Origin of the sequence: Tanticharoenia sakaeratensis NBRC 103193, from assembly GCF_000963885.1 — a bacterium.
In the GTDB taxonomy this organism is placed as follows: Bacteria; Pseudomonadota; Alphaproteobacteria; order Acetobacterales; family Acetobacteraceae; genus Tanticharoenia; species Tanticharoenia sakaeratensis.
The window spans coordinates 68,593-85,849 of the sequence record NZ_BALE01000031.1 but is presented as its reverse complement, the minus strand read 5'-3'; the positions used below and the strand labels follow the sequence as shown (position 1 = coordinate 85,849).

Genomic DNA, 17,257 nt, shown 5'->3' with positions numbered 1-17,257 from the left:
CCCGTCAGGCGTGGCCCAACGATGCGACGGCGATGAAGATCTGGGTAATCAGCGGGACCGCGAGATATTGCAGGATCAGCAACAGGGCCAGCGGGCTGAAGTCGATGTTGCCGACCGTCGGCAGGATGCGCCGGATCGGTCCGAGAACCGGCTCCGTCACCCGGTTCAGGAACACGCCGATCTCGTAGACGAAGCGGTTGCGCGGATCGAGCACGCCAAAGGCGAACAGCATGCTGAAGACGCACGAGGCGATCACGACATAGGTGTAGATCTGGATCAGCCGGATGACGATCTGGTAGACGATGATCAGCAAGAGCGAAATAACCTCTGGAGGCGCCAAAAGCGCGGTCGCCCGGGCGCTGCGCGCCATGGCAGGCCTTGAACGTGGACAGAAGCACGATCTTAGCGAGGCGCGGTGGTCCTCACAACCAAGCGCTTGACACGGCCGTTCATCTTAGTATGTATCGCGCCGCACCGTGGGGCTGTAGCTCAGTTGGGAGAGCGCCTCGTTCGCAATGAGGAGGTCAGGGGTTCGATTCCCCTCAGCTCCACCATGGTGTTTTTCCTCAGAATAACATGTTGTTTTCGTTGAGAAAATTTCCCCATTTGGTGGAGATTTTGGTGGGTTTGCGGCGACTCCACAACGGACTCCACAATGCCGACTTTGCGCGCTGGCGGGACGTATCTGCGCCGATCCCGAACGGGCGGCTATCTGTTTCGTGTTCGCGTGCCTACATCGCTCGCATCCCGGCTCGACCGATACGAAATTACGCGATCTCTTGGCACTGCCGATGGCCGTCTTGCTCGTCTGCTGGCGGCTGCTATTGGTCTTGGCATGCCGGACCTATGGAGGCGAGCCAAGGCGATGGAGCGTCAGAACGAGATCGAGCGGCTGTTACAGGCTTGGTTTCGCGAGCAACTTGACGCCGCTTGGCGCATGTTCCGCGAACACGTCGTGGTTCCGAACGACGTGGACCAGCGGTATTTGCAGCGGGACCTTGCAGAGTCGAGACGCGAGGCATTAGCCGATGATTGGCGCGCCGGTCGTTACCATCGAGTGCCGCCAGACCTGCTAGGCAAGCTCGACTGTCCGCCAGACATGGACTCACGCGCCTATGCTCTGCTTGCCAGTCAGGCCATGCAGGCAAGGGCGCACGTTCTGGACGCCATCGGTCAATGGTCCGATGGCCAACACGATTACAAACCGTCGTGGCGTCCTGAACTCGACCCCGATACGTTCCCTGGCGTGACAGCAATCAACCATGCCGCACCTGTCGATCGACCATCCCCGTCGGCAACGATTGTGCCTGCATCGCACGCCGCCGTCGCCTCCGTCATGCCCCATGACGATACGCCCTCGATTGCGGAGGCTGTCGAAGATCATCTTCGAATGGTCAAACGCGACCGGAAGCCGACGGAGAAGGATTATAAACAAACCGTGTCGAACCTGCGCCAGTTTGTCGAGGCAATGGGTTCGAACAGGACGGTCGCGAGCATATCGCGGCGCGACGCCAGTCGGTTTTTCAAGGCGTTGCAGGAGGTTCCGACACATGCAGAACGCCAAGAGCGGTTCCGGGGCCTTACGGTCTTTCAGATAGCGGAAAGGGCGCGTTCGTTGGATCTCACGCCGATCAGCGCGCTTACGGTCAACGGCAGGATTGGTGACGTTCGTGTCGTGTTCGCAGGACTTGTGCGGGATGGCACGCTAGAGGCAAACCCCTTCGATGGCTTGCGCGCGCGTGAAGCGGGTTTTCAAGAGAGCGAGCGGGGTTGGTCGTTCGACCAGCTAAGCAAGATTTTTCGTAACCCCATTATGACCGGATGCGCGGGGCCAAAATCGGTCTTCGAGCCGGGGAGTCACCTTGTCGCTGATTGGCGATTCTGGGCTATCCTGATCGCTGCGACCAGTGGGGCGCGGATTGGTGAGATCGCGCAGCTTTGGCCGTCCGATATCATGCAAAACGAAGGCGTATGGGTTTTGAATATCTCGCGGGATGGCGACAAACGGGCGAAAAACCGTGCTTCGATCCGACGCACTCCGATTCATAGCGAGGTGATCAGGATTGGCTTGATAGAGCTGGCGCGGGAACGCGACCGGCTCGGAGAAAAGCTCTTACTACCGGGTGTTCCGGCTCCCGTGCAGGGAAGTGCAAGCCACGGGCTCACGAAATGGATGAGCGAGAAGGCCCGCGACCGGCTGGCACCGGACGCGATTAAGGGGCAAGGCTGGCATAGTTTTCGGCATACGTTGCAGGAATTGTCACGCGAAGCTGAAAATCTGGATAGCGTTTCGGACCGGCTCGCGGGGCGTAAGCCCGCTGGGGCTGGCGGTTCTTATGGGCGATACCGCGCACCGTTGCTTCAAAAAGCGTTGGAAAAGATTATATTTCCTGCCTCATTGCGAGCCATACCGGCCCGCTTCCCGGCTACACAACACCACCGCGATCACGGCGACGGTGACCAAGGTGACGATCACCTGTAAACCGATGACGATCGCTGTGATCGCGATGGCGTTCATAATCTGAATCACGGCGATCGTCGCGATGGTGGCTATCAGGATCGTGCGGCTCATACCGGCAACCTTTCCTTGTCGGTCCTGAAGCGGAGCGGTGTATAGGGATTCGGGAATACGTCCCCCAATAGATCATGATCTGCTGCATGTCCGTTCGTCAGGATCAAGACGGGCGTATCCGTGTGGATGAAGAGCACGGGAATACCCGTATCCGGCTCCCTTCCCATGCCAATCATCGGGCCGTCATCTTCGTTCGAGAGAACCTTCCAGTCATCGATCGAGTCAGGGAGATCGGCGACGTTTTTGTTTTCGACGCGGCGAATATATGCGGTCATTTTGGTCTCTCCATGTTTGCGAGGGGAATCTGGTCGGCTGTCATGCCGCAAGCGCGAGTGTAGGGATTGCTCCGCCCCACTGGTCGGCCATAGCTTCCGCGATCCCGGCGAACGTCCGGCTTCGCTCACGCCATCGGTCCGGACCCAGCGACATCATATGGACGCGCGCAATGAACGCATTGCGCACGGTGCCGCTGTATTCGCAGGCAATCAGGACGCGCATCACGGTGCCCCCGTGCCGAGGGCGTTGCGGAGATCGCCGGGGCGGGTTGCGTGCTTGATCAAGACAGGCGCACTCTTTGCGCGAAGTCAGGCTTGTCCCACGCGGGAATGCCGCCCTCGAAAGGATAACGGCCGTGTTGCGCGAAATAACTTTTCGCGTCTGCCAAGATTGCAGCGGGAGACATGTCCAGCATCTGCGGCACCGTGTCGAAAGCGATGACCGTATGGATTTGGCCGCCTCGCTCCCCGATCGGGAACGTCTGGTCGGCCGGGACCGCACATGAGGCAATCACCGGCACACCGCATTCGCCCTTTTGCGGATCATCCCAAGCCCGTTGCACGGCATGTAGAGCGGCATATCGGCGGTCAGGCGACCAGAAGACGCCAACCTTGCCCTCCTTCGAAATCGAGCGTGTCACGTTGGATAGATGATCGTAGGAGCCACGAAAAAGCGTGAGGATCTCGCACGATGGATGCGTGCCATCGAACGCGTATTGAAACAGGGCTCTACTCGACGTGCCTTGCTGTGCCGCAACCATATCGATCACGGGATAGATAAGCGTGTAGCCAGTCTTCAGAAGCTCCCTGACGGCATCGCGCCTGTGACCGTAGTGGACGGCTAAAATTAGTGCGGGGGCTATCAGACGGCCTTTATGGCCGGGCGCATTGGCTTTCTGCCCAATCTGAGAAAGCCAGATGGCCAGCGTCTTTGCCGCCGCGATATCTCCGGCTTCAACAAACCTGCGGAAATGCGACCGAACGTCAGCCGGCGCGCGTGACAATAGCCAGTCGTGTAGCTTGTGACGATCAGAAGGGGTTGGCAGTCGTGTCGCCGCGCCGATAATGTCGAGGTAATCTTGCAGCGGATGCCGGAGGTCAAGCATCAGGCGACGACCCTCTCGTCCGTGTGCAAAACACGGACCGAAGCCTTGCCGGACCGGCAGGATCCAATGGTGCGGCGCTGGTAATCTGTGTTGATGGCTGATCTGATCCGGACCGCGAATTTGGCCGCTGTGGAATCGGCCAGTGCGTTGATTCGCGCCCAAAAGGCTTCGGCACTATAAACGTGAATGTCGTCACCCTGCCGGATCGCCCAACCAGTGCCCTTGAACCGGCGATAGATGTTGATCAGGACCAAATCACCGCAAGAAACTTCCCGAATAACTTGGAAGTCGCCCTGCTTGACGGCGGACAGAAATTCCGTGTGCGTCATTGCAGCGACGAAATCCCCGTGAACTATCTGTGTTTTTCTTTTCATGATGGGCATAATTATAGCATGCCCACCTATCAAATATCCTGAAATACTTGTGCAACTAGTGGCCATAAAATACAGCCACGAAATGCGAAAAAAGGCCACGTATTGCGTGAGCGTGGCCTTTTTGACGCGGAAACGACGATTACTCTGTATGTAGGCGGATGATGTCTTTAATCATGGCGTCGAGAAGGTCGCCTTCCATTGTGTCTTGATCGGGCCATGAGTCGTGACTGTTGAATAGCCGCTTGAGAACAGTCGCCTTTACATACACCTCCTCGTGGTTCTCCGCAGGGGTGTCCACAAGCTCGGCTACTGACTCCAAGATGGCGTCATCAGCTTTAAAGAACCGAGCGCCTGTAGCCAGAATGGACGGCCTGTCGTTTTCGACATCGCCGCTCATTGGTGGCTCGTCCCGACGGCGCTCTCGGCCAGGGCATATTGGCCACTCGCCCCGACCGCGACCAGCCTGAACGGGATGCCGTCGCGCTGGCCGCGCATGACAACGTTGCGGCCATCGAAGCAGTTGTCTGTCGGGTCGCTGGATTCGAAGTAGGGAGCGGCAGCGTCCTCGGAAAGGAGGCGCGCAATGACGTTTGCCTTGGTATTCACTGAAGGTCATCCGCGCTCAAGACGGGTGATTCCGCTCGAGTCGTAGTGTTTATGTCTTAATGGCGCGGTAACGTCAATGGAGACGATGTATCGGACAATAATATGCTCTTCGCTTACTTAACGTTCATTCAATTTCCTCATTTTGTTACTGATCGTTCAATTATATAAGAGATTCTAAATTAGTTCGCCGCGATTAAGACTTAATCTTCTTCCGAATGGCGCGCGTCTGGGACTGTTCTGCACGGGCAAGTCTTTCCTGGTGCGCTTTGTCCATGTCGATCTCGCAAAGCAGTTCAAGCGCCAGTTCACCGAAGAACAGCGCCGCCCGTGCGACTTCGAGTTTGCCTTCGAGCACGGCGAGCTCCTGTTTGAGCGTGTCTCGATTCCAAGCGAAGCCGCCTTCCTGCCAGACACCTTGCACCTTGCGAACATGGCCAAGGACGTGTGGGGCGCCTTCAATTGTGCATTCCACGATATCGATCTCGCCCCACACGTCGCTTGTGGTCCGGCGCACCTTTACGTCGGACGCCATGTGCATGATCGAAGGCCATTGATACGGCGCGATGAAGTAAACGTCATCCGCGCATGTAGGACTCAACGTCCAAGGACTCGCATGTTCGATCGGTATGCATGGCTTCATGGCTATATCCCCTTCACGAGATTATAGCATATTTGCCGATATTACGCTTATTCTTCAATAAAAAACAGCGGTGGATAAACGATATTAACAGGATCCGGTGGCATCGTCTGGCGTGACTGCTGGGATCGTCGTATTTCTTTGAGCAGCACGCTACATTCTCGGTATGTTTTATCGATAATCCGGTCCATGAGCATGCTGTTCAGAATGGCTTGCTGGTCACGTGCGAGGCTGACGGTGGCGGCAACACGCCGCGCGCCCTTGCTGATCCAAACGGGATTCTTTGGGCGGCCTGCGGCCTGCTTCTGAAGTGCGACCCTGTCCCCGAATGACTCGACAGTCCGGCTGACGCCGTTCGGGAGAGTGATAATATGGTCGGGGTCTATCGACTTCGAGACGTAGCGCCCGAGCCGAATGCGCATCTCGTGAGTCCCTATCGGCTCCCGCCCCGCGATCCAAAACGGGACGTCCTTCGGGTATGTGGCAGCAAGGCGGCGATACAAGGATACGGCCGTCTCCCGCGTCTTGAAGCGAAGCCCTTTTATGGTCGCCAGCTTCCGAAGTCTTTTGGCATAGCGCTTGGCGAGGGCGCTCTCGATACCCTGCGTGACGACGGCGAAGTCAGACTTCGGGATGTGAAGCCCAACATGACGATGCAGACCCTCGCCGCCCTTAAAGTCATTCTCTGCCATCCCTGCGGCGCATGGGTCGGTGACGCCGACGTCTCGAAGCTGATCTAGGATCAGTTTGCGGATGCGCCGGTCCAGGTCGATCGGCTCGTCAGTCTCGGTCAGCTTGTAGCAGATCAGTTGGTTGAACGGCTGACCGGTTTGGGCAAGGGAGTCGAAGATATGCAGAAGATCTTCGAGACGCTCATGCTGGGTATAGTGACTCGGTTCCGGTTTGGATGTGGTTTTGGCCTTCTTTGCCGTCTTGGGCTCTGAAGGCATTGATACGGGAATGAGGGATCGGTGAATCTCTGGTGGGGACTCTGTGTTGAGAGTCTCTTTACCCCTATCTTCTATTTTAAGCCTACCCGCTTTGACATCCTCGGAGGGCGCAAACGGGAGAGCGATGTTATCTGCAAGAGCCTTGAGCGACTGCGGAAAAAAGCCCGGATTGCCGCCAGTCGCCAGGATGGATCGACCGTCGGAATTAACGTCAATTTCTGCATGGCACGGCAGCGAGACGGCATTAGTTGCAACGTCAATTTCTGCATCCTGGGGGACCGTCACGGCATTCCGCGTATCGTTTCCAGCATGGTGCGCGATCCCGGCGATTACAGTTTGGAGATAGGTTGCGGCATCCATGAGCGTCTTTCGATAAGCATTGCTTCCCGTCTGCGCCTCGGAGGGCGCTGGGAAGCGGCTCGCTTGTCCTGTCAGCCCGCAATGGGGGCTGGGTGTCGAGCGAGCCGCTGTGCAACGCCTGCGCCGTGGTGCAGACCGCTACATTGTAACACAAGCGTAGGAAGAACCCGCAATAAATAACCGGCCGAATGCGTGATTTCCAAATTGGCGGCCGTTAGATTCGGCTATGGGCAGCGCGTTCTCGAAAAGTTCTAAGACTTCGCTTTATCCGGCCGTCGTCATGCCGCGACCGGCTCTTCGTCGCCCTCTTCGACAATTTCAGACGGCACATCGCTGTCCGCCCCGATCGCCTCACGCATAGCGAGAAGATCGGCAGGGTCGAGGTCGCCGGTTTCCTGAAGCTGCTTCCGACGAATCTCTGATACCTCGACCAGCGTTAGCTCGCGCACGATAAGCTCCGGCAGTTCGATGTCGGCCGCAGCTTTGTCTACGTCGAGCACGTTCCGGCCGATTGCGATCAGATGCTTTAAGGCTTCGGCTCCGGCACCCAACGCACGGATGGCCTTGGCATCAGGCGCAGGGTTCGTGAGTTCCTGACGAAGACGGGCTTGTAGCGCTTGCGTGTCAGCCCACGCCCCCTGCCGCCAGTGTTTCGTCGCGGCCTCGCGATCGGCCACGTCAGGTATCGAGGCGATCGAGATTGACGGCACGGGGCATGTGGCCGCACTGCCGGTCGCGGATGCAGCGATGGCAGCACGGCGGCGTTCAAGGGCTGGTGGAAGGTGTGTTGCGACCGCACGGACGGACACGCCAAGAGTTTTCGCGATCTCTTCGTATGACGCGCCCCTGCTATTCTGCTCGGCAGCCTCGTCCCACTGGCTTTCGGTCAATCGTGCATAGCTGCGCTTGGTCATCTCGTGTCCGTCTCATGCAATCGTGGTGGGGTAGTTACTTTATTATACCACGTTGGGAGAACGGTTTGGCTGGATTGCATGATCCGGCGGTGATGGATGGCGCGTGTCGTGCATCTGGTGCTGTATCCTCAACCGAGATCGGTGCGACGTATCGCTGATCCCCGCTGCGAACGTTGTCTCGGTATCGTCCAGGCGCTCACGTTGAATGAAGCATGGCGCATACGACAGGGACCGGCACTGTGGCCGGTGTTTCATTCTGCGATGTCATGACGATCATCAGGCGGCTGCTGACACCTTCGCCGCTTCGGCGATCTCTTTGGCGATCCGGTGAACGGTCATGCGGGAAATGCCAAGAGTGTCGGCGATGGCGGACTGCCCTTCTCCCGCTGCGAGGCGGCGTGCGACTTCTGCGCGATCGACAGATGGCTTGCGGCCTTTGTAGACGCCTTTGACCTTCGCGGCGGCGATGCCTTCGAGTTGACGCTCCCTGCGGAGATTGGTTTCAAACTCGGCGAACACACCCAGCATATCGAGGAACGCCTTGCCTGCGGCGGTTGAAGTATCAACCGGCTGTTCCGTGCAACGAAGGGCGATGCCTTTGTGCTTCAGTTGGCTGATGATCGTTTGAAGGTCGCCGATCGAGCGGGCCAGACGGTCAATGCGCGTGACGGTGATTGTGTCGCCATCGCGGGCAAAGTCGATCGCTTCCTGAAGCGCGGTTCTGCCTTCGATCTTCGTGCCGGTCTTCTGGTCAGTGAATACACGCTCACATCCCGCCGCTTCGAGCGCGGCAATCTGGATAGCGGGGTTCTGATCGGTGGTGCTGACGCGTGCGTAGCCGATGATCATGACGGGACGGGTCTTTCGGGTGTGCGGTGTAACTTTTAACTCTAGACCTGATCCTTGTGGCGTAACTTAATGAGATTAGAAACCCTAATGTGACGAAAAAACTGAGGATTATCCGTGAAGCGTGTTACGCCACATATGGGTATACCCTATTGTCTGGCGCAGTCTGACTTTGCGAAGCCGGCTTGATCTGCAACAAAACGAAGCATGAGCCAGACGCAGACTACCTCGCTTTCGTCCATGATCTGGCAGGTCGCTGACCTGCTGCGTGGAGATTTCAAACCCGCCGAATATGGGCGCATTATCCTGCCCTTCACGGTGCTGGCGCGCCTGGATGCCGTGCTGGCGCCAAGCCGGGAGGCGGTTCTTGCCGCAAAGGCACAGTGGGAAGCGAAGAATATCGACCCCATGCCGTTCATGGAGAAGGCGGCCGGGCTTAAGTTCGTCAACACATCACGGCTGACGCTCAAGAAAATCGCCGGCGCGCCTGCGGATCTGGTCACGAACCTCAACGGCTTTGTGGCGGCCTTCTCGCCTGCTGCCCGTGACATCTTCGATCACTTCAATTTCGCCGTGCAGGTCGATCGTCTGGCCAAGGCCAATCTTCTCAACCTCGTGCTGGAGGCCTTCACGAGCTTCAACCTCAGTCCCTCGACCGTCGATAACCACCAGATGGGGCTCATCTTCGAAGAACTGATCCGCAAGTTCTCCGAGGCCTCCAACGAGACCGCCGGTGAACATTTCACGCCACGTGAAGTCATCAAGCTGATGGTCAATCTGATCTTCGCGGAAGACAACGACGTGCTGACCCCCGGCAAGGCCGCTGTCCGCACGATCTACGATCCGACCGCAGGCACCGGCGGCATGCTCTCGGTCGCGTCCGAGTTCCTGCTGGAGCACAACCCGTCCGGACGCCTGACCATGTTCGGCCAGGAGCTGAACCCTGAATCCTATGCCATCTGCAAGGCGGACATGCTGATCAAAGGGCAGGATGTCGGCAACATCAAGCTTGGCAACACCCTCTCGACCGACGAACTGGCCGACCGCAAGTTTGACTACATGCTGTCGAACCCGCCGTTCGGCGTCGAGTGGAAGAAGGTCCAGAAAGAAGTCACGCGCGAGCATGAGGTGCGTGGCTACGAGGGGCGCTTCGGACCCGGCCTGCCGCGCATCTCCGATGGCTCCATGCTGTTCCTGCTACACCTCGTCTCCAAGATGCGTCCGGCCAAGGATGGCGGTAGCCGGTTCGGCATCGTTCTGAACGGATCGCCGCTGTTCACTGGTGCCGCCGGGTCAGGCGAGAGCGAAATCCGCCGCCATGTGTTGGAACAGGATCTGGTCGAGGCCATCATAGCCCTCCCCACTGACATGTTCTTCAACACAGGGATCGCCACCTATGTGTGGATCCTGACCAACCACAAGCCCGCCAACCGTCGCGGGAAGGTGCAGTTGATCGACGCCTCCTCCTTCTGGCGCAAGATGCGCAAGAGCCTCGGCTCCAAACGCAAGGAGATGAGCGAGGAGCAGATCGCGCAGGTGACGACGCTCTTTGCCCGCGCAGAGGAAGCACAGCTTGCGACCATCACGCAGGCGGACGGCACCAGCGCCACCGAGATCGTCTGGCAGGGTGAGAGGACACCCGATGCTCCCACAGGCGGCAAGGTCAAGTTAGCGCCCCTGTCGCGGATCTTCCGCAACGAGGATTTCGGCTATCGCACGATCACGGTCGAGCGGCCGGAGCTAGATGAACACGGCAAGCCGGTTCTGGGCCAGCGGGGCAAGATGAAGGGCAAGATCATGCCCGACAGCAGCAAACGCGATACCGAAAACGTGCCGCTGCATGAGGATGTTCATGCCTATTTCGAGCGTGAAGTGCTGCCGCACGCGCCGGATGCGTGGATCGACGAGGACAAGATGAAGATCGGCTACGAAATCCCGTTCAACCGGCATTTCTACGTTTTCGAACCGCCGCGCGCGCTTGAGGAGATCGACGCGGAGCTACGCGACGTGACGGCGCGGATCATGACGATGCTCGGGGAGCTTTCGGTATGAGCTTGCCGCAGTATCCGGAGTATCGGGCGAGTGGGGTTGAATGGCTTGGGGATGTGCCAGCGCACTGGCCGTGTATCAGTGGTCGGCGGCTATTTCAGGAAAGCCGTATCTCCGCCTTAGAAGATGATGAACAGCTTTCAGCAACTCAAAAATATGGTGTTATTCCACAATATCTTTTCATGAAACTAGAAGACCAAAAAGTCATGCTCGCCATAGCGGGAACCGGTAATTTTAAACGCGTCTTCAGAGGTGACTTTGTAATTAGCCTTAGAAGTTTTCAGGGTGGCATAGAATACTCTTCGTATGATGGCTGCGTAAGTCCGGCCTATACAGTATTAAGAAATACACAAAATATATTTCATGGCTTCTATATATACTATATGAAATCCAAGGTATTTATTGACGAAATAAACTCTTCTTCCGAAGGTGTCCGGGATGGAAGGACTATTCGATACGCTCAGTTCGGAAACACCGTCTTTGCAGTGCCCCCACTCTCCGAACAACGTGCCATCGCCGCCTTCCTCGACCGGGAGTGCGGCAAGATTGATGCGCTGATTGCCGAGCAGGAGCGGTTGATCGCGCTGCTTGAGGAAAAGCGGCACGCCGTGATCTCCCATGCCGTCACCAAAGGCCTCGACTCGAAGGCCCCCATGAAGGACTCCGGTATCCCATGGATCGGGATGGTGCCGGAGGGATGGTCGGTTCGACGCCTTTCATTTATTTTTGATATGATAGGGAGCGGGACGACACCGGCTAGTGATTGCGAATATTACTATGGGGGCGACGTATATTGGGTCACCACCTCGGAACTACGGGAGCGAGGCATATGCGAAACCACAAAAACCATTACTAATCGCGCTTTAAAAGAAATATCATCTTTATTTGTTTATGAGCCGGGAACCATCTTGTTCGCAATGTATGGTGCAACAATAGGTCGTTTCGGCTGGCTTGAGACCTATGCGGCCGTAAACCAAGCATGTTGCGCGTTCTCACGCCCAATGGGTGCGGACAGAGATTTCGTATGTTATGCGTTGGCAGCAGCAAAGAGTTTCATAATATTACAAGCTTCAGGCGGTGGTCAACCGAACATCAATCAGGAAAAACTGCGATCATTTAGGATACCGCTTCCGAGTCTGAATGATCAAAGAGAAATAGTAATCGAAATAAAAAAGCAATTGACAGAGTTCGATAGAATAATTTGTTCGACAACAAATTCTTTGGAGATACTTCGTGAACGCCGCGCCGCCCTCATCTCCGCCGCCGTCACCGGCAAGATCGACGTGCGCGGTCTCGTCGCGCTTGAGGAAGCGGCCTGATGGCGTATCCGCAGACCATCCAGATCTTTCTGCCCTCCGGCGATCCGCAGGGAATCCGGGTGGCGGCGATCACGACCCGCATCGTGCAAGTGATCGAGGTGCCGCGCGCACGGCTCGACGAGTTCCTCAGAATGCCGGAAGCGGCCTATGTCGGCCTCTATGTGCTGTTTGGTGAGGATGACGAGACAGGGGCATCGCGCGCCTATATCGGCCAGACTGGCAATTTCGGCGTCCGCCTGAAGCAGCATAATGAGAAAAAAGAGTTCTGGAACCGTGCCTTGATCGCGTTGTCCCTCACGCGCAGCCTGACGGTCACGCACGCGCATTTCCTGGAGTGGCTCGCCATTGGCCGTGCAACCGAGGCGCAGCGGTTTGCTCTGGAAAACGGCACGGCCGGAAGCAAGCCGCACACCCCGGCGCCAATGGAAGCCGAATGTCTCGAAGTGTTCGAGACGGTCGATGTGCTGCTGACGACCCTGGGCTATCCCCTATTCGAACCGTTGATCAAGCGATCGCTAACGGTCGAAGGAACGACTCCAAATCGACCGGACGGGGTCGATCTCTTCCTGCACGGTGACGGCGTGGATGGGCGAGGCCGCTATACGGAGGAGGGGCTTGTCGTGCTGGCGAACTCGCTGGGCAAGGCGGAGGCTTCGCCGTCCTTCGAGAAATTCGGCTCCGAAGCCAAGCGTCGTCGGCTGATCGAGGCGGGCAGCCTCTTGCGTGAAGGGGCGCGGTTGCGTGTGGTCAAGGACATGCTGTTCTCGTCGCCAAGCGCGGCAGCGGCCACGCTGTTCGGCCGTTCCTCCAACGGCTGGATAGAGTGGAAGGACGCGAGCGGGCGCACCCTGTCGGACGTCATGGGGCGCAATAAGGCGACGGAAGGTGCCGAGGGATGAGAGATCTGCATAAGGAGCATCATCTGGAGTCTGAAATCTGCGCGGAATTGGCTGCATCAGGCTGGATCTACGAGGCTGGCGCGAATGACGCTGGTTACGATAAGGCCCTGGCACTGTTTCCGGCCGACCTGCTGGCATGGGTGCGCGTGCAGGAGCCTGATGCTTGGGCGCAGCTGGAACGAGCGCAGGGCGCAAAGGCGGCGGACGTGTTGGCGCTGCGTGTGCGAGAAGCATTGAACCGGCGTGGGGTGGTGACGGTTCTGCGCGAGGGAATTGAGATCATCGGGTTAAAGCGGACGTTGCCGCTGTGCCAGTTCCGGCCGGCCCTCGGCATGAACGAGGTGTTGCAGGCCCGATACGCCGCGAACCGCCTGCGGGTGCTGCGGCAGGTGCGTTATGCGCAGAGTGGCGGGAATGCGATTGATCTGGTGCTGTTCCTGAACGGCATTCCGGTCGCGACGGCGGAGTTGAAGTCTGATTTCACGCAGAGCGTTCAGGACGCCATCGAGCAGTATCAGGTTGATCGTGTGCCCAAGGGGGAGCCGCTCCTGTCCGTGCCGGGTGGGGCGGTGGTGCATTTCGCTGTGAGCAACAGCGAGGTGCGGATGTGCACGAGGCTCGACGGCTTGAAAAGCATGTTCCTGCCGTTCAATCGGGGCAACAAGGGCGGTGCCGGGAACGAGCCGAATCCGAACGGTGCCGCGACGGCCTACCTGTGGGAGGAAATCTGGCAGCCGGATTCATGGCTGGATATCCTCGGCCGTTACATCATCGCCCGACGGGATGCGAAAAAGCAGATTACGGGCTGGATTTTCCCGCGCTTTCATCAGCTCAGCGCGACCCGCAAGCTGGTGCGAGCTATTCTAGACGAAGGGGTAGGGCACCGCTATCTGATCCAGCACTCGGCGGGGTCGGGTAAGACGAACTCGATCGCTTGGACGGCGCATTTTCTGTCGGATCTGCATGATGCAGAGCATCACAAGGTGTTTGATTCGGTGCTGGTCGTGTCCGACCGCACCGTGCTGGACCGGCAGCTTGCTGAAACGATCGAGAGCTTCGAGCGCATCAAGGGTGTTGTAGCGTCGATCTCTGGTAACAGCGGTAGCAAAAGCGAGGAACTGGCAAGCGCGCTGAAGGGCGGCAAGAAGATCGTGATTTGCACGATTCAGACGTTTCCTTTTGCGCTGGCGGCAATCCGTGCGCTGGCCGCCGATGAGAAGAAGCATTTTGCCGTAATCGCCGATGAGGCACATTCATCCCAGACTGGCACGGCGGCCAGCAAGCTGAAGCTCGCATTGTCAGCGGAAGAGGTTGCCGCGCTGGCCGATGGCGGCGAAATCGGGACTGAGGACGTTCTGGCGGCGGAAATGGCCGCCAAGGCCGCAGGCGATAGCAACATCTCCTACATCGCATTCACCGCAACGCCGAAAAGCAAGACGCTGGAGTTATTTGGTCGTCTACCGAAACCACACGAGCCGTCGGGGCCGGATAATCTGCCGATACCGTTCGACCTTTACACGATGCGGCAGGCGATCGACGAGGAGTTCATCCTCGACGTTCTAAAGAACTACCTCTCGTATAAGCAGGCTTTCCGGTTAAGTCAGGACGGCCGAGAACTTGACGAGCGTGAGGTGGATGCGTCGGCAGCAAAGAAGGCGTTGATGCAGTGGGTGCGTCTGCATCCCGAGAACATCGCGGCCCGTGTGCAGATTACGATCGAGCATTTTCGGGAGAACGTGCAGCCTTTGTTGAGTGGCCGTGCGCGGGCGATGGTCGTGACCGCCAGCCGGCGGGAGGCCGTGCGGTGGAAGCTGGCGATGGAAGCGTATGTCAAGGCACGTGGTTATTCGATCGGGCTTTTAGCTGCGTTCTCTGGCGAAGTCGACGATCCGGAGGTGGGCACGGAACCGTTCACGGAAGTCAATATCAACCCGGACCTCAAGGGGCGTGACCTGCGGGAAGTCTTTGCTGAAGATCCGTATCGGTTGTTGATCGTGGCGAACAAGTTTCAGACAGGATTTGATCAGCCTCTGTTGTGCGGGATGTATGTTGATCGGAGGCTTGGCGGTCTCCAGGCGGTTCAGACGCTGTCGCGACTCAATCGGAGCTATCCTGGTAAGGACATCACCTATGTCGTGGATTTCGTAAACGAGTCGGCAGACATTTTGGCGGCGTTTCAGGAGTATTACGAGACGGCGTCGCTTCTGGATGTGAGCAATCCCCAACTGGTCGTGGATCTTCGGTATAAGCTGGATGACGCCGATCTCTATGACCTGAGCGAGGTTGAACGGGTGGTCCAGGCGGCTTTGGCCTCGGGTGGAACGCAAGGCCGTCTCGACGCCGCGATTGAGCCGGTTCGCTCGCGCATTGTGACGCGTCATCGTGAGGCGCGGGCAGAGTGGCTGGCCGAGCCGGAAGGTAGCCGTGCGCGAGAGGTAGCCAAGGGGGCGATGGATTCGCTTGAGCAGTTCCGGGGTGATCTGGGCGCGTATGTCCGCCTCTATGAGTTCTTCAGTCAGATGCTGGATTACGGCAACACGGCTTTCGAGAAGCTGTATGTTTTTGCGAAGCTGCTAACGCCGCTGCTGAAATTTGAGCGGGAGCGTGAGACGGTCGATCTAGCCGCGCTACAGTTGACGCACCATCGGATGAAGGATCTGGGCAAGCAGAAGCTCGCGTTAAAGGCAGACGGCGCTGGCGGGCTTGAGCCGATCAGCGATGCGGGATCAGGAAAACCGCAGGACAAGCAGAAGACGCAACTTGCCGCGATTATCGCGGCGATGAACGATCTTTTCGAGGGAGATTTCACTCACGGCGAATCAGGCGCCTTCGCCGTCGGCACGACAAGCCAGATGGTGAAGGATGGCCGCTTGGTTGACCAAGCTGCGGCCAACACAAAGGACCAGTTCGCCAACTCACCTGATCTCAAAGATGCGATGCATGACGCTGTGATCTCGTCGATGGACGTGCATGGGGCAATAGGACAACGGCTGCTTGCTGATCGCACGCTGCTGGAAGCGTTCGCATTGGCGATGGTTCAAAAGGGCGGGCTTTACGAGGCTTTGCGGGCAGCAAAAGGTCAGACCGCGACGAGCTGAGCAAGTCGGGTTTCTACTCGATTGACGGGAGTGCCGTCAAAGTCCACATTGAACTCCACCAACTGTTTGGATTTCTAAAAAATATAACGAATACAGATAGTTGGCGTGACTTTATCAATCTGTTCGACCGATTCCCCTCAGCTCCACCATGGTGCACTGAACATTCCGTGAAATCGTTGGTTTGATCGCGTGCTTCGGGCGGCTGTCTGAAGCATCCGGCGTGGATTCATTGCGCTGCAGCCTGTTTGGGTACAGGTCTTACCAATCGACGGCCATCCTGCATCTGCAGTCCGGCTAGCGCAGATTCCTGGGTCGTCTGTTCCCGATCTCACATAGGCTGTTTGTCCGGCGTGTTTTACAGCTGTCGGGGTGTGGCAGGCGTGTAGTGCGTTTTCTGCGTGCCGAAGAGGGGAACGCCCGCTTCTGCCGGCATGACCCGTAGGTCCTCACATTCCAGCGTCAGGTGGTCACCGGTTTTCAGCGGGTTCCGGGCCAGTTTAGCCTTGGCCGCCGAATTGATCAGCATCCGGAAGCGATTGAACGAAAGCTGCCGCGAGGACGGTGTCGAGGGAAGAGCAAGGCCTGCCGCCCCTTCGAGCGCTTCACGTGAAACAAAGCACCGGACGCGGCGAATGCCGTCCTGAACTTCGAACCCAATAGAGCCTTCATTGCATTCGGTCATAATGGATTCTTCCATGCTGAGGGCTGGAATATTTATTATAGATATTCACTTACAAATTTATATTAACTCCATTATATAAAATAAATCAACAGGAGGCTGAAATGGCCCTAGGGATTTCTTCATATAATCCGTATCTCTCGCTGTACTCTTTATTGCAGGAAAGAAAGAGGATTCTTCCCATTTATTCTGCTGCCAATGACGTCATTGATGATCCGGCACCCACGCGGCCAGTGCGAAACCCGAAACGCAGGCGCGGAAACAGGTCGATCGGAGATGCCTTCATTGTTGCCGTATCGAAATTCGGCCCGGAATGGCAGCGGGGATACGCATAAGCGTAGCAGCTCGTCTCTGTTTCGAACTCCGCTTACTGTCGGAAGTGGGTGCTGGCGTGCGTGTTCCGGTCGGGGCGTCGGAATTGCGCCGGGTTCTGCCTGAGCAAGGCAGGGCGGGCATGGAAGCGGCGCGGTCTGGAGACCGTTTTACTTGCCCGCGCGTGGTCCTGGTCCCCATGTCGAGTTTTTTGCGATGGCAGGCCGATGTGTTTTCGCGATCGTCGCGCTGCGGGTCCAT

General features: G+C 57.6%; 17 protein-coding genes, 1 tRNA gene and 1 pseudogene. 7 read left to right on the top strand and 12 right to left on the bottom strand.

Annotated features, from left to right (window positions below; all coding sequences use genetic code 11):
- Positions 1-4: 4 nt before the first annotated feature.
- Entirely contained in the window at positions 5-313 is a 309-nt protein-coding gene (locus tag B8446_RS10860) for a YggT family protein (RefSeq protein ID WP_241767746.1), read from the bottom strand.
- Positions 314-478: 165 nt separating this feature from the next.
- Here B8446_RS10860 and B8446_RS10855 point away from each other — a divergent pair.
- The 3 genes and pseudogenes from B8446_RS10855 (at position 479) to B8446_RS10850 (ending at position 2,482) form a co-directional block, all read left to right on the top strand.
- Positions 479-554 (top strand) — tRNA-Ala (locus B8446_RS10855).
- 101 nt (positions 555-655) lie between these two features.
- Positions 656-847 (top strand): annotated as a pseudogene (locus B8446_RS16780) (DUF6538 domain-containing protein); the annotation flags it as partial.
- 18 nt (positions 848-865) lie between these two features.
- Positions 866-2,482, top strand: coding sequence for a site-specific integrase (locus B8446_RS10850; protein ID WP_048849497.1), 1,617 nt, complete (start codon positions 866-868; stop codon positions 2,480-2,482).
- A gap of 86 nt (positions 2,483-2,568) precedes the next feature.
- Here the strand turns inward: B8446_RS10850 and B8446_RS10845 are convergent, their stop codons facing one another.
- The 10 genes from B8446_RS10845 to B8446_RS10800 form a co-directional block, all read right to left on the bottom strand.
- Positions 2,569-2,847 carry a hypothetical protein gene (locus B8446_RS10845; protein ID WP_048849495.1) on the bottom strand — a complete coding sequence of 93 codons (279 nt, stop codon included), beginning with the start codon at positions 2,845-2,847 and terminating at the stop codon, positions 2,569-2,571.
- 40 nt (positions 2,848-2,887) lie between these two features.
- The gene (locus B8446_RS10840; RefSeq protein ID WP_158507576.1) at positions 2,888-3,073 is read right to left on the bottom strand and encodes a hypothetical protein; all 186 of its coding nucleotides are present in this window, start codon (positions 3,071-3,073) and stop codon (positions 2,888-2,890) included.
- Between the two features lie 55 nt (positions 3,074-3,128).
- Positions 3,129-3,953 (bottom strand): hypothetical protein, encoded by an 825-nt coding sequence (locus tag B8446_RS10835; protein ID WP_048849491.1) that lies wholly within the window; start codon positions 3,951-3,953, stop codon positions 3,129-3,131.
- A complete protein-coding gene (locus tag B8446_RS10830) occupies positions 3,953-4,282 on the bottom strand; it encodes a hypothetical protein (RefSeq protein ID WP_148505953.1) in 330 nt (109 codons plus the stop codon). The genes B8446_RS10835 and B8446_RS10830 overlap by 1 nt, the downstream gene beginning before the upstream one ends.
- A gap of 184 nt (positions 4,283-4,466) precedes the next feature.
- On the bottom strand, positions 4,467-4,724 hold the full coding sequence (locus B8446_RS10825) for a hypothetical protein (protein WP_048849488.1): 258 nt from the start codon (positions 4,722-4,724) through the stop codon (positions 4,467-4,469).
- Positions 4,721-4,933, bottom strand: coding sequence for a hypothetical protein (locus tag B8446_RS10820; protein ID WP_048849486.1), 213 nt, complete (start codon positions 4,931-4,933; stop codon positions 4,721-4,723). Before B8446_RS10820 ends, B8446_RS10825 begins: the two co-directional genes overlap by 4 nt.
- A 193-nt stretch (positions 4,934-5,126) precedes the next feature.
- Positions 5,127-5,465 carry a hypothetical protein gene (locus tag B8446_RS10815; RefSeq protein WP_148505952.1) on the bottom strand — a complete coding sequence of 113 codons (339 nt, stop codon included), beginning with the start codon at positions 5,463-5,465 and terminating at the stop codon, positions 5,127-5,129.
- A 155-nt stretch (positions 5,466-5,620) separates the two neighbouring features.
- Positions 5,621-6,880 carry a hypothetical protein gene (locus tag B8446_RS10810; protein WP_048849481.1) on the bottom strand — a complete coding sequence of 420 codons (1,260 nt, stop codon included), beginning with the start codon at positions 6,878-6,880 and terminating at the stop codon, positions 5,621-5,623.
- 278 nt (positions 6,881-7,158) lie between these two features.
- Positions 7,159-7,557 (bottom strand): hypothetical protein, encoded by a 399-nt coding sequence (locus B8446_RS16070; RefSeq protein ID WP_148505951.1) that lies wholly within the window; start codon positions 7,555-7,557, stop codon positions 7,159-7,161.
- 513 nt (positions 7,558-8,070) lie between these two features.
- Positions 8,071-8,643 carry a recombinase family protein gene (locus tag B8446_RS10800; protein ID WP_048849477.1) on the bottom strand — a complete coding sequence of 191 codons (573 nt, stop codon included), beginning with the start codon at positions 8,641-8,643 and terminating at the stop codon, positions 8,071-8,073.
- 204 nt (positions 8,644-8,847) lie between these two features.
- Between B8446_RS10800 and B8446_RS10795 the strand changes: the two genes are divergently transcribed.
- Genes B8446_RS10795 through B8446_RS10780 form a run of 4 tightly spaced genes read left to right on the top strand, consistent with a single transcriptional unit; the run spans position 8,848 to position 16,005 of the window.
- Positions 8,848-10,692 (top strand): type I restriction-modification system subunit M, encoded by a 1,845-nt coding sequence (locus tag B8446_RS10795; protein ID WP_241767745.1) that lies wholly within the window; start codon positions 8,848-8,850, stop codon positions 10,690-10,692.
- A complete protein-coding gene (locus B8446_RS10790; protein WP_084712269.1) occupies positions 10,689-12,008 on the top strand; it encodes a restriction endonuclease subunit S in 1,320 nt (439 codons plus the stop codon). Before B8446_RS10795 ends, B8446_RS10790 begins: the two co-directional genes overlap by 4 nt.
- On the top strand, positions 12,008-12,907 hold the full coding sequence (locus B8446_RS10785; protein ID WP_048849474.1) for a GIY-YIG nuclease family protein: 900 nt from the start codon (positions 12,008-12,010) through the stop codon (positions 12,905-12,907). The genes B8446_RS10790 and B8446_RS10785 overlap by 1 nt, the downstream gene beginning before the upstream one ends.
- Positions 12,904-16,005, top strand: a complete 3,102-nt coding sequence (locus tag B8446_RS10780) for a type I restriction endonuclease subunit R (protein WP_048849471.1) — start codon at positions 12,904-12,906, stop codon at positions 16,003-16,005. Before B8446_RS10785 ends, B8446_RS10780 begins: the two co-directional genes overlap by 4 nt.
- A 355-nt stretch (positions 16,006-16,360) precedes the next feature.
- Here B8446_RS10780 and B8446_RS10775 read toward each other — a convergent pair whose 3' ends face one another.
- Positions 16,361-16,702: a DUF1488 family protein gene (locus B8446_RS10775; RefSeq protein WP_084712268.1), complete on the bottom strand. Its 342-nt coding sequence runs from the start codon at positions 16,700-16,702 to the stop codon at positions 16,361-16,363.
- Positions 16,703-17,257 lie beyond the last annotated feature (555 nt).

Coding starts and splice junctions, on each gene's coding strand:
- B8446_RS10850 (WP_048849497.1), top strand. CDS start 866: ATGGAGCGTCAGAACGAGATCGAGCGGCTGTTACAGGCTTGGTTTCGC.
- B8446_RS10845 (WP_048849495.1), bottom strand. CDS start 2,847: ATGACCGCATATATTCGCCGCGTCGAAAACAAAAACGTCGCCGATCTC.
- B8446_RS10835 (WP_048849491.1), bottom strand. CDS start 3,953: ATGCTTGACCTCCGGCATCCGCTGCAAGATTACCTCGACATTATCGGC.
- B8446_RS10830 (WP_148505953.1), bottom strand. CDS start 4,282: ATGACGCACACGGAATTTCTGTCCGCCGTCAAGCAGGGCGACTTCCAA.
- B8446_RS10825 (WP_048849488.1), bottom strand. CDS start 4,724: ATGAGCGGCGATGTCGAAAACGACAGGCCGTCCATTCTGGCTACAGGC.
- B8446_RS10815 (WP_148505952.1), bottom strand. CDS start 5,465: ATGGCGTCCGACGTAAAGGTGCGCCGGACCACAAGCGACGTGTGGGGC.
- B8446_RS10810 (WP_048849481.1), bottom strand. CDS start 6,880: ATGGATGCCGCAACCTATCTCCAAACTGTAATCGCCGGGATCGCGCAC.
- B8446_RS10800 (WP_048849477.1), bottom strand. CDS start 8,643: ATGATCATCGGCTACGCACGCGTCAGCACCACCGATCAGAACCCCGCT.
- B8446_RS10795 (WP_241767745.1), top strand. CDS start 8,848: ATGAGCCAGACGCAGACTACCTCGCTTTCGTCCATGATCTGGCAGGTC.
- B8446_RS10790 (WP_084712269.1), top strand. CDS start 10,689: ATGAGCTTGCCGCAGTATCCGGAGTATCGGGCGAGTGGGGTTGAATGG.
- B8446_RS10785 (WP_048849474.1), top strand. CDS start 12,008: ATGGCGTATCCGCAGACCATCCAGATCTTTCTGCCCTCCGGCGATCCG.
- B8446_RS10780 (WP_048849471.1), top strand. CDS start 12,904: ATGAGAGATCTGCATAAGGAGCATCATCTGGAGTCTGAAATCTGCGCG.
- B8446_RS10775 (WP_084712268.1), bottom strand. CDS start 16,702: ATGGAAGAATCCATTATGACCGAATGCAATGAAGGCTCTATTGGGTTC.